Raw genomic sequence first — 12,207 nt, forward strand, 5'->3', positions numbered from 1 at the left:
AGGAAGCTCATATATTTCATATACGAGCCCCTAATAGATTGCTGATTGGTAAGCTTTATAAAAAAATTAAGTAAATCGATCTATAAAATTCCACAAAACGTTACCACCAAATTTAACAGCCCATGGAAAAGAAATTGTCTATTAAGAATAGTCAATCCAGGCAATCTGGATCTTTAGTGAGATATTCATTGTTTACCCAAATATTAGTACCACTGCAATCAGGGTCAACTGTATCCCTCAGATCAAAAGGATCATTATCAAAAGAAGAGTTCGCAGAAATAATATTGAAGTTGGAATTAGTAAAAATAAGAACTATACCACCATCTTGGCTATCACCGTTGCCATTATCGGTAGTTGTGTTCTGTGATATCACATTATTTGACGATCCTTCTATCAGAATACCAGCTCCTCCATTTCCACTTGAAGTGTTGTTAAAAACTCGCGAAAAACTATCATCCACCTGGATTCCGTCGGCAACACTACCTGTTACGGTACAGCCAGAAAAAGTATTGTAGTCATCATCCATATCGACTCCGACTCTACCACTATCAGTAATAACGCAGTCATTTATAGTATTGTAAATACTATCTATATCTATCCCATCATTAACACTATTAACAACTTCGGTACCAAGTACTTTGTGATACCCCTCTCCCTCTAAGAAAATTCCATCAAAACAGCCATCTATAACGCCTCCAGTGAGGGTGGCGCCATTGCCTTCGATTCGAATTCCTGCACCACCTAGGTCTCCTCCTGTGGTACAGGTCAGGGAATAGTCGCCCATATTTAAGCTGCCACTTGGGCCGACAATAGTAAGTGCATCAGGTTCATCGGTAGTTAGATCACAAGATAAGTCCTCAGTGAGCACTTCTGCAGTTGTAATTACATCGCCACAAGCCACTTCAGCCAAGGCAATTGATGAATATGAAGACGCCGAAAAAGCCATTATCGCTAATAGTGCCACCTTATCTACAGACTGCTTAATTTTCACATCCAACTCCTATCAGTTCAGAATAAAGAATACATCTCAGCACAGAGATACTGAGTCCCCTAAGTTTGGATGTAATAATAGCTTCAACCATAAGAAAAATTTCCTAAAATAATTGACGTTCGAACGAATAAAAACTACGCCATTCTTTTGAAGAAGCTAGCACAGCTATATCGATAGCAACGATTAAAAATAGAATCTTAAGCTGGCGCAATTACTTTTTAATGATTACTAGCATTTAATCCAGAACACCATACTCTGATCCAATTTTGGAAAGTACGATTTTATTCGCCAGCTAGTGCATGCAGCTTATTATGAAATAACTTAGGTTATTTATATAAAATTTACTCATGATAGAAGTACTAACTTCGGGAAACTGTTACTTAATGTTCGGTCATAGAAAGGAGTTATCATGTACACCAAGGCTGGTATTTACGTCTCTCTATCTTCATTTATTGCCACAAATTCTTTGGCTGAAGCAAATAGTACATCACTGTATCAGTAGGGTAGCGCTAACAGTGCCACTACTGACCAAAGTGATATTACTAGTATTAGCTACCAGATTGGCGATAGCAACCAGGGAAGTTCACTACAAGACTCCATTACTAACAGCCACTTTAACTATATCCAGTTAGACCATCAAAATAACGCCCAAGGTGTTCAAACCTACTCTAAAAATGCTTCTATTTCTATCTATCAAAAAAACACAGAAGATTCTGTCACTAGTTTACAAGGTAATATTATTAATGGAGAAATGCAATTTCATCAGATAGGACTTAGTAACAAACCAACAATACTAGATTCAAACAATGGCTCTAGTAATAGTACACTTTCCGCTCAAATCGGTGATACCAATCAAAACTAGGTATTTATTAGCACGACAAACTCAGCAATAGACTATATCAAGAAAGTTGGTGCGGACAACCAGGTTTTTCTAATTCACAGTGTTAATGATAATGACAAAGTAGAGCTTATACAAGCTGGGGCCAGGCACACTATCGATATTAGTCTTATCTCTACAGCTAATAATGAGGTCATTATTAATCAACTCGGCAGTAGTAATATTAAAATAGTGAATTTGGGCGGTACAAGTAGCGAACTGTAACTACTGCAGGAGGGATATATTAATAGTTTAAATGTCACTTAGAGTGGAGAAGAGACTCACCTCTACACTCACCAAATAGGTAGCGATCATAGGCTCAGTCTAACCCAGAGTGGGAGACAAAATACTGTCGAACTCTCCCCAATTGGTAGCAATAACTTTATACAAATGATGCAAACTGGGGGTTAATAGCAGTGCTGACATACTACGAATAGGTGGTGACAACAGCGCAAACTACCAGCAGAAATAACCTAGCCCTTTCAAGGTTGTCTCGAAAGCTGTGCTGATCGGTGAGCTGATGTGATCATCAGGGCGCAACCTCCCTATATTCTTGTCAATCTATAAAATATAGATCAGCCTAGTACGTAGTCAGTCAAAACACAAACTCGACTTTATTCCTAACTTTGCCAAACTAAATTCTCATAGCTACATACCAATTCATCGACAAAAATTAAAGTAGCCTTTGATTGATCTGACGCTATAAATCAAATGGCTAACAACCCAACCTATGGCTTTAAACCATATCATCGTGTAGTAGAGTGATACTTTTTATGTACTAGCCTCCACTTAAGATTCCCAATCATTATTGACCGCACATAATTTTTCGTAGAAACACGAAAAACACTCTGCCTTTATATGGATGTTAAAGGCAGAGTATATGCTTACCACCCAAAGTCCAAATTGGTAAAGGAGTTATCCAATGAAGACCTATTCCCTTATAGCCACGGCCTTATCCTTTATGATCAGTGGGATTTCCTATGCGGAAAATACTGTCATCCAGAACCAGATGGGTACAGATAATAACGCGACAGCTGATCAAAGTGATCCGACCGTGTTTGATAACCTTATTGTGCAAACACAAATTGGTGATAACAACGACGCTGATGCCAGTCAAACTAATGGCAATGTCAGCGGCGTCATTTATCAAACACAGCAGGGAGATAATAATAGTGTCACCTCGACACAAGATGCCACAACCAGCACTACGGCATCAGCACTCCAGGTCGGGGATAACAATATCGTTTTAACCAGTCAGGAAACCGCTTCAAACGGTAGCAGTGAAATCCTCCAGAATGGTGACACTAACTTTGCCAGCTCTGAACAAACCTCCTCAGATTCTGATTCTATTTCAATCAGCCAGTATGGCGATCAAAACCTGGCTACTAGTACTCAGGACACGAGTTCCAGCAATATTGTAGTCATTACTCAATCCGGTGACTTAAATATTTCAACTACATTGCAAAACACAGCAAGCTCTGGTAACAGCGCTACCACAATTCAATTCGGGCAACAAAATGCTGCTGGGATATCTCACCTTAACTCCTTTACCAATTCAGACTTGATAAGTCAGGTTGGTGATTTCAACAATGCCTCAATTAACAGAAACACCTCAAGTTCCGATAGTGCTATCGTAGTACAGTCCGGAGACTCCAATTTTGCCAGTGCTACTAGTTTTGATACTGCAGACAATACATTATCCATCTACCAATATGGGGATAATCAATCAGCGGTTGCCACACAAAGTAGTGCTTTTGAAAGTAACATTTATATTAGCCAAAGTGATGACAATAATATGGCTTTGGCAACACAATCAGGAGCCAGTGACAACATTGAAATTTATCAGTCAGGCTCATCCAATATGGCTACAGCCTTACAGGCGTCGACTGACAATAGCTCCAATATTATTTCCCAGGACGGTACACAAAACGATGCTACTGTGACACAAAGCGGTTCATCGGATACATCCTCTGTTGAACAAATTGGAAATATGAATATGGTTTCAGCTAGCCAATCAGCATTCAGTGGCTCACTGGATATCACCCAGGAAGGTGATGAGAACGAAATTACCTCAACACAGGATGGAGATATGGAGACAGCAACCATGCTGCAGGCAGGTAACTTGAATTTGATTGAATTGGCCCAGAGCGGCATGCAAAACACTGCAACATTATCTCAAGACGGTAGCAGTAACTACATATCGGTTACGCAAACTGGCTTTAATGATGCTATCAGTGTTACCCAACTTGGAGACGGCAATAGCGCTACATTTATACAGTAGACTGATAGAGACTTTCGTTAAGGTGCCCTTTGGGCATCTTAACCTACTCAATATGCAAAAGTTAATAAGCACATCGCCTAAACATCACCATATGCTGTCATAGAGATTTTGTAGTCAAGGAGTATCTTATGAAAATCTCTTCCTTCCTTACCGATTCCCTGGCGCTGACCATCAGCAGTGCTGCTATCGCCGAGAATAATTTTGTTACTTCACAGCAAGGTAGGGCCTTTCTGAGCACCGCTGTAACACAAAATGGCAGTACCATGAGGCAGACAATACCCATACGGATCTGAGAAATTTGATGATATTAATCCAGATTGGCTGCTGTCATTCTGAAGAAATTTCACAAAGTGTATGTAAACCAAACTTCATTTACGTTACAAATTGGTAATGCCAACTTTGCCAGTGTGCAGCAATAGTTATATCCAAAACTCACAGGATTAGGCTCTGTATGCAGTATCGTTCATCGGCAGAGCCTCTAGTGGATATCAGTGGTCAATTCGATTTACAAGGAGGAAGCAGTAACTGAACGGACAATGATTTAGGGATTTTTAGTTTAAAGGAGTAACTTATGAAAATCTCACCACTTATCTTTAGCTCACTTGCGTTGGCAATCAGCAGTGTGGTTTTTGCCGAAAACAATTTTGTAATCCAAAACCAAACTGGCATAGGTAATACCGCCACAGCCAATAATGCAGACTCTGATGTTAACAACAGCTTAATAGTACAAACTCAAATTGGAGTCAATAACAGCGAGGATGCCCTCCAAATTGATGGAACCAGTGAAAGCACCATCGTGCAAAGCCAGATCGGTGTCGCCAATGACAGTGAGACTGCCCAGGAAAATACCAGTAATGGGCATATCAACACTTCTCAGACAGGGGATAGTAACAGCGCTAATGCTGGCCAGGGAAGCTCATCAGACGGATCGATTATCGTCAATCAAATCGGCGTATCGAATACCGCTACCTCCCAACAGGTTGTGACCTCTTCAATCTCATCACTCACCACTCAAGTGGGAGAACAAAACTCTGCGGAAATTTACCAGGAGAATATAAGTTCTGCTAGTGGCACACTTCAACAATTTGGAGTATCAAATACGGGGAATATTCTGCAACTGCTAAGGTCTGGTAGCACTGGAACTCTGCTTCAGGTCGGATCATTAAATACAGGCCGTATTGATCAAATTGACAGCGACACCGCTCAAGGGTCTATTACCCAAATTGGAGGTAATAACTATGCGAAGATTTCTCAGCTGGATGCCACTTCTGATAGTGCAGAAGTATTACAAAATGGCACTCAGAACTCCGCTGAAACTACCCAGACTATTAGTAACTCTAATAGTGTATTTATTGCCCAGCTAGGAACCTTAAATACAGCGACTACTAACCAGAATCTATCTGAAGATGGCTCCCTAATCATTACCCAAGGCGGTTCAGGAAATAGTGTTGAGGCCGACCAAAATACACTGATAAGTAGTGGTGAGATTGCTCAGCTCGGAAGCCAAAATGCAGTGGATACTGATCAGTTAGGGCTTGATGTACACTTGCTGGTTGCACAGATCGGAACAGCTAATACCGTCAGCCTACAGCAGGATGGCACTATTCTCAGTGCAGATGTTGCCCAAATTGGCAATTCCAGTGAAGCAGTGATCTCACAAAGTGGCCTGAATAATTCCCTCACACTCCTACAAATTGGCGAAGGGCATTACAAGGAGATATCACAATCTGGTGAAGGTCATTCCTCTTTCACGATCCAAATCGGCAGCGCCAACTTTGCCCAGGTCACACAGTAGGAGTAAACCGGCACCCCTATTTTTAAGTAGCTCTTGAATATGTTGTAACACCATGCCGCCAATATCCTTTGTGATATCCGGCGGCATTATAGTTTATTAGCCCTATCGTATATTTCCGCCTTATACACAAGGCGCGAGCACAATACCACAGATTAAAAAGAGTAATCTGCACGTATAAAATCAGCCTATTGAGGAAGTTCTGAGCCGCTAATTACTCCTACTTGTTTGGCTGGAATCTATGCAAATATTGATAATATGTACCCGTTTTCCAGGCCTGATCTCCGTCATCTATTACCTCACCCGCCAATCAATCATATCTATATTTTTCTCAGAAGATCCGCTCAAAAGATCTCTTTTAAACGTCACCTTAAAGTAACTGGCAGAGAAGAAATCCTATGCAAACCGGAAAATATTTCCCGTTAATTTGTGCACCCATGCTTTTACCAGCCCTATGTTTTGCCGACGTTCAGTGCGGAGATACCATTACCACCGCTGAAACAATGACAGAAGATATTTTATTCTGTACTGCCACACCGCCAATCACTATATCCGGCCCCGGCGGCAATCTGGATATGAATGGATTTACCGTGCACTGTGCCGCACTTCCAGTGCTGAATACTGGCATCATTTTATCTGGTCAGGGGGCATTTCTTGCAAACGGAACCATTGAGAATTGTTATACCGGCGTCAGCGCAGAGGACTCGGGATTTCATGGAATTTACAATATCCTAGTGCAAACTAACGAAATAGGTATTTCCCTAACCAGCAATAACAACTTTGTTAGCAGTTCGACAATTTCTTTAAATACCGAAATGGGTATCTCTTCCGATGGGGATTTTAACAGCATACTTTCAAATGAAATTGTAAATAACGAGAGGGACTCTATTGTTATCCAAGGGGACTATGCACTCGTTTCGCAAAACACCATAGAGCCAGTAACTGGAAGTTTCGTAACAGGAGAGAATGGTATCGTTATCGGAAGCTCGTCCGGGGGTATTATTACGCAAAATACCGTTTTAAATATTATGTTTAGCGGCATATTGATGCAGGAGTTTGCGCAAACCAATTACCTTATCACTGGCAACAGAGTTGATGCGGGCGGCTTCGGCGTTGGCTTCGACCTTAATGACGCCAATGCCGATGCCTGTACGTCTTCCAATACATGGATCTCTAACACTTTTACAACGGCTAACCCCAGCTGCCTGGATTAAATTTTTGTCTAACAGGAATGTATATGCCTGTAGATAGATTCAGAGAAAGATAACACCGAAGGAAAGGCAATAAAAAAGTGACCTGGCTGCGGGGGAGAACCAGGTCACTGAAAGGGTTTGGGTGGGGGCTATTCGGCCCCCTGGTTTTTAGTCTTGGTAATCGATAGTCATATCAAAGTTGCCCTCAACACACTTGGCATAATCGCCCTCATTCAGTGCTGAGTAGGCAGTCTGGTAATTCACCAACTGACATGCGTAGCTCTCATTATTTGGGGTATCCGCAGACCATCCCCAATCTTTATCCCAGTAAATATCCAGGGATGCTGCACCACCAGTCTGGAACTGCCCCATATTGGCACAACCGAGTTCTTCATCTGCCGGAATTTCTACACCGAAGTATTCCGCTGTGCTCTGGTAGTACTCGATCCGATACTGTGAGCGGTAGTCTTCAGTACCAGAACTACATTCGATCGCTCCATTAATAATATTGGTGGTAACACCGAATCCAGCAGTCAGGTTATTGGCCAGATCCACACTGTTCGGTTCCCAGGTGCCATCGATTACATGCAATATGCTTGGCTTGGGTGGCTGTGGATAGACGAAGAAGAAGATGGAGCTTGCCAGGTTCAACCAGGTATCCGCTACCAACTCCGGTGCTTCCAGCAGGGTGTAAATATCACCGTACATCGCCTGGGAGAAGGGACCGTAGTTATAGTTCCAGCTCAACTGCTTGGCGCCGCGGCCGAAGTAACTCTTGTAGCCACCATCACTATTGATCGCACAGGGCCATGCTTCAGCTGCCCAGCTGCTGCTGGTATCACAGGCGCCGTAGCCGCCGGAAGTATCTTCAGTCCAGCCAATTTCCCGCAACCAGTAAAGGCCCTGGCGCCATTCCGGCACTTCCCAACCGGTTGCGTGGGCACCGGTTTCCTGGGCGTAGTGTGCAAACATGACAGCCATCGACTTGCGACAGATCGCCTCGGCATCGCGGCCATCGGTATAGTCACCACAGAAAGCTGGGAACTTGGCTACGGCTCGGAGGAAATTGGTGTAGGTGTACTCTTCCGCTCTGAGGGCGAAAAGGTAATCCCAGTCTTCTTCAGACAGGATGCTCTCAACGCGGAGGACATTTTCAGGGTTTGCACTGCGGCCAGGTTGCACCGCCTCAACCACGGCGTTGTCCCGGGTTTCGACAGTGTCCTTTACTTCCTGAAGCAGGGAATCACTGCTGGTAATCGACTCTTCTGCAGCTTCCAGTTCGCTGATGCCCATCACATAGCCATCGGCTGCGGCACAGCCATCCTGGCTAATGGAGACCTCGTCCACATCACTGGCTTGGGTGGAGTCAGAAGCCGTCAGCTGGAAGGTGTAGGTTACATCGCTGTATACCTCAGACAGGGTCACTGAGGTAGCGCTGCCGGTATAGTTGGTCATCTTTACAACCGGGCCACTGGTTTGGCTCCAGATATAAGAGATGCCGCTGCCGCCGGTACTACCTGAGCCATCCAGATTAACCGTTCCACTACAGCCTACATTGATACTTGAGGCCGATATATTTGCGGTTACTGAGCTTTCAGAACCATCGGTATTATCATCATCGTCGTCTTCATCGGTATCGTCCACCGCGAGGTTTTGCACGGTTATCTGTGCTTCTTCAGTAGTGTCACCATCACTGACGATCAGGCTAAAGACATAGCTCACATCAAAGGTGCTTGAAGGTAGGGTAACAGTGGTGGATGCGCTGGTCGCAGAGGCAATATCTGCTTCAGGAGAGGCCGGGGATAATTGAGCCCAGCTGTAAGACAAGTTGCCGTCGCCACCGGAGGCACTGGCATCAAGTGTTACAGTACCACCACCGGTAATTTGTGACTGCGACACTGAAGCACTGATCGTAATGGGAGTGCTGTCAGAGTTATCGTTGCCATCGCCGCTGTTGTCGTTATCATCGTTGCCACTGCCGCTATCATCGCCACCGGTGCCGGTGTCGTCATCGGAGCCGCCATCACTGGAGCAACCATCCGCTTCCTTAAGAAGCCAAGGGGAACCCCAGGTATTTTCAGCCGTTAATGCATCGGTGGGGTGGTCGTCACCATTAGCCCACCACTGGGCAACAAATAGGTCGCCGTCGTAACAAACTTCTTCGCCTTTGCGATAGTTTTGACCGGAAATATAAGTATCGGAGTCATCAGTGCCACCACCGCTGCCGGAACCTGTATCATCATTGTTACCTGAATCCGTGTCTCCGTTATTTCCGGTATCAGTATCATCATCAGAATCAGTGTTATCACCATCACCGGAATTGGAGTCATCGCCACCACTGGTATCGCACGCACCTGACTCTTCCAAAATCCAGGGGGAGTCCCAGCGGTTTTCTGCTGTCAGGGCATCCGAGGGAATTTGAGAAGCTGTTGCCCACCATTGAGCTTTATATAAGTTTCCCCCGTAGCAAACCTGGCTGCCACCGGAATAACTCTGCCCCGCAACGTAGTCGTCGGCGGGTTGTGCCGCACTCAAGCCTTGAGCGCCCAGCATCAGCGCCGATGCTATGGCTGTGCGAATAAAAATATGGCTCATAGAATCTCCAATTGTCGTTTTTAGGGTTCTATTTAAAGTTTTACGCGATGAGGCAAATACCAAACTGCCAGGTATTATTTGCAAAAATAGAGATCGAGAGCTTGTGTGAATAACGTATAACGGAAGGCATTAATAAATAGAGCAGACATTCTTGGCATAAATATTTATACACTGCCAGGATGCTCTAAATTGAAAGGAGCCCACTTCCCTTCCCCGTCTTTATTTACTCAACTGGGTGCAACTGCCCCTGCACCTTTAATAATTATCACAAACACTTACTTTATTTCTGTACGCTGTTCAAATAGCCCCATACGTACTCAGCAGTTTCGATAAATAGCAAACGGAATGGTTCCAGATTTAAACAGAATATTTCGTGACCACATCGACACAGGTCACGTGCGCCAGTGAGCAAATGTCTAAATTCAAGATCAAAGGCACGTAAAAAGCGGAAATTATAGGTTTTTAAATCTACATAAAACCATAAAAGAGAAAAGTTTTACCAATAACAATACAGGATCAAAATGTAAGGATAATTACCTAGCCAACAGACACCGATAGACAAGTTCATGGCGCTTTACATCGTCTAAGTGAGAAAAAGTTCCCAATCTAACCAGGAACCACCACTGATAAATGCAGTTTTTCACAATTCCTGTATCTTTCGTCAGTGACTTTTCTCTCAAAATAAAAGTACTTCTGGCCCATAGTATTTCCCTCACTCCATAGCGACACTTTAGATCGGCAATATCAGCAGTAATAAGCCGTAACTGACTGTCACTTATCCTTTGGCTAGCACCCCGTGCCCCAAGCAGGAAAGAACTCAAATTAGTTCAACAAAGGGAGATCTTTGTGAAGCCTTACCCTATCCTTTTTTCATCCACAATTCTGTTGTTAGGTACTCTTAGCCACGCGGACACAAGTACTGCCACTGTAGAGCAATTCGGCGATAGCAATCTGGCAACAGCCGAGCAAGCCGACTCAACCATTGAAAATAACTTAATAGAACAAAGGCAAACAGGTAGCTCCAACTCTGCCGAAGCGATGCAATCTGTGAATTCATCCTTGGGCTACATACTTCAAATGCAAACTGGAGACAGTAACAGCGCCATCGCCAGCCAAGAAGAAAGCACTTCAACCACGGTGCAAATTGTGCAACTGGGTGATAATCAGACCGCACTCAGTACCCAGATACTTACCACTACGACTAATGGGGAAATCTATCAGGAGGGGCTATTGAATAACGGTAGACTCTTCCAAAGTGACTCCATTGGCAATACAGGCTACTTGTTCCAATCTGGACAAAGTAATATGGGGTTTGTTCGCGCCACAAGTGGTGATTTCCACTCAGGCTCACTTCTCCAAACAGGAACCTTGAATGATGGTGTCCTAATTCAACTACGCGGTACCTTCTATACCTCTACCGTGACACAAAACGGAACAGGAAATGAGGCGACCAGCTTGCAGAACTTTGGCGAGTTCCTTACTAGTGAAGTCACCCAATTAGGTGATGGCAACAATGCCATTCTCTGGCAAATATTCAATGAAAACAGCTACGCCCAAACAAGTCAGATCGGGTCGGACAATATCTCTTCCTCTCGACAAGAAGGTGAACTCATGAACATCACCACCACACAGGAAGGTATGTTTAATGAGGCTGTTGCATTTCAGGAGGGTACTTCGAGTTTCGCCTTATCTCAACAGAATGGGCTGGATAATTTTATTGATATTTCACAGAGTGAAGTCAATGGAAATATCTCAGCCAGTCAAGTGGGCAATGGCAATATCGGGATGATATCCCAATAATAAAGATTACGATTTTTAATCGAGAGTTTTGACTGTACTGGGCTTAGGAACCGCCCAATCGATAATTGCCCGTTAGCAACTGGCCAGCGGGCAATTGTTAAACTCTTGCTTAAGATGCAAACACCCTAAGACGTCCCTCACGCTTCTCCTCGCTAAAGTCACAACTGGTCAACCTAAACATCAATACATATTCGGAAAGGCAATGAGTATCGTGAATATCCCCTGGTAAGAACGCACTACAGTCACCGGGCTTCATTTGATAACAGCCCCGGCTCACCAGTTGTTCACCGTCGTCTTGATTGAGCAAACCATAGGTAGACATCTCCACTTCACCATGTTGCACCGCGTAAAATACCCAGCCATTGCCATGATTATGTGGTGGGCGATAGAGCCCACGAGGCTCCACATGAGCCAGCAAGATAAAACCCTTACCTTCATCCCGGTATAACTCTACACTGGGTTCTTGGCGACTGTGTAGATCAGCCAACCATGCTTCATCAGGATTTGATGCCGCCAATTTTCCCAGGGCTTCTCGACATCTCACAATCGATGAAGTATCAAGTCCCTGCCAATTCGCTTTAAGTGCTTCAACACACTGTCTCAAAGAATTCGTCACTGATTGGTCCTCCTAAAGCTCTCTCGATATCTTGTTGGAATCCACAGATTCAAGATACAACT

General features: G+C 44.0%; 9 protein-coding genes. 6 read left to right on the forward strand and 3 right to left on the reverse strand.

Annotated elements, in window-relative coordinates; all coding sequences use genetic code 11:
• Nucleotides 1–151: 151 nt before the first annotated feature.
• A complete protein-coding gene (locus ACJJIY_RS01115; RefSeq protein WP_445358924.1) occupies nucleotides 152–991 on the reverse strand; it encodes a right-handed parallel beta-helix repeat-containing protein in 840 nt (279 codons plus the stop codon).
• Between the two features lie 1,177 nt (nucleotides 992–2,168).
• On the opposite strand from ACJJIY_RS01115, the gene ACJJIY_RS01120 reads away from it, so the two are divergent.
• The 5 genes from ACJJIY_RS01120 to ACJJIY_RS01140 all read left to right on the forward strand — a co-directional run bounded on the left by ACJJIY_RS01120 (nucleotide 2,169) and on the right by ACJJIY_RS01140 (nucleotide 7,155).
• Entirely contained in the window at nucleotides 2,169–2,279 is a 111-nt protein-coding gene (locus ACJJIY_RS01120) for a hypothetical protein (RefSeq protein ID WP_353057086.1), read from the forward strand.
• Between the two features lie 511 nt (nucleotides 2,280–2,790).
• Nucleotides 2,791–4,149: a hypothetical protein gene (locus ACJJIY_RS01125; RefSeq protein WP_445358925.1), complete on the forward strand. Its 1,359-nt coding sequence runs from the start codon at nucleotides 2,791–2,793 to the stop codon at nucleotides 4,147–4,149.
• Between the two features lie 128 nt (nucleotides 4,150–4,277).
• Nucleotides 4,278–4,442, forward strand: coding sequence for a hypothetical protein (locus ACJJIY_RS01130; RefSeq protein ID WP_282931392.1), 165 nt, complete (start codon nucleotides 4,278–4,280; stop codon nucleotides 4,440–4,442).
• 278 nt (nucleotides 4,443–4,720) lie between these two features.
• Nucleotides 4,721–5,944 carry a hypothetical protein gene (locus ACJJIY_RS01135; protein WP_445358926.1) on the forward strand — a complete coding sequence of 408 codons (1,224 nt, stop codon included), beginning with the start codon at nucleotides 4,721–4,723 and terminating at the stop codon, nucleotides 5,942–5,944.
• A 395-nt stretch (nucleotides 5,945–6,339) separates the two neighbouring features.
• On the forward strand, nucleotides 6,340–7,155 hold the full coding sequence (locus tag ACJJIY_RS01140) for a NosD domain-containing protein (RefSeq protein ID WP_445358927.1): 816 nt from the start codon (nucleotides 6,340–6,342) through the stop codon (nucleotides 7,153–7,155).
• 147 nt (nucleotides 7,156–7,302) lie between these two features.
• On the opposite strand, the gene ACJJIY_RS01145 is transcribed toward ACJJIY_RS01140, so the two are convergent.
• A complete protein-coding gene (locus ACJJIY_RS01145; RefSeq protein ID WP_445358928.1) occupies nucleotides 7,303–9,729 on the reverse strand; it encodes a glycoside hydrolase family 19 protein in 2,427 nt (808 codons plus the stop codon).
• Between the two features lie 846 nt (nucleotides 9,730–10,575).
• Here ACJJIY_RS01145 and ACJJIY_RS01150 point away from each other — a divergent pair.
• Nucleotides 10,576–11,529, forward strand: coding sequence for a hypothetical protein (locus ACJJIY_RS01150; protein WP_445358929.1), 954 nt, complete (start codon nucleotides 10,576–10,578; stop codon nucleotides 11,527–11,529).
• A gap of 109 nt (nucleotides 11,530–11,638) precedes the next feature.
• Here ACJJIY_RS01150 and ACJJIY_RS01155 read toward each other — a convergent pair whose 3' ends face one another.
• Nucleotides 11,639–12,145 (reverse strand): hypothetical protein, encoded by a 507-nt coding sequence (locus tag ACJJIY_RS01155; protein ID WP_445358930.1) that lies wholly within the window; start codon nucleotides 12,143–12,145, stop codon nucleotides 11,639–11,641.
• Nucleotides 12,146–12,207: the final 62 nt, after the last annotated feature.

Source organism: Microbulbifer maximicatervae (SeqCode) (assembly GCF_052468155.1).

Excerpts from the sequence above, each read along its gene's own strand:
- ACJJIY_RS01125 (WP_445358925.1), top strand. The coding sequence starts at position 2,791 with ATGAAGACCTATTCCCTTATAGCCACGGCCTTATCCTTTATGATCAGT.
- ACJJIY_RS01145 (WP_445358928.1), bottom strand. The coding sequence starts at position 9,729 with ATGAGCCATATTTTTATTCGCACAGCCATAGCATCGGCGCTGATGCTG.
- ACJJIY_RS01135 (WP_445358926.1), top strand. The coding sequence starts at position 4,721 with ATGAAAATCTCACCACTTATCTTTAGCTCACTTGCGTTGGCAATCAGC.
- ACJJIY_RS01130 (WP_282931392.1), top strand. The coding sequence starts at position 4,278 with ATGAAAATCTCTTCCTTCCTTACCGATTCCCTGGCGCTGACCATCAGC.
- ACJJIY_RS01140 (WP_445358927.1), top strand. The coding sequence starts at position 6,340 with ATGCAAACCGGAAAATATTTCCCGTTAATTTGTGCACCCATGCTTTTA.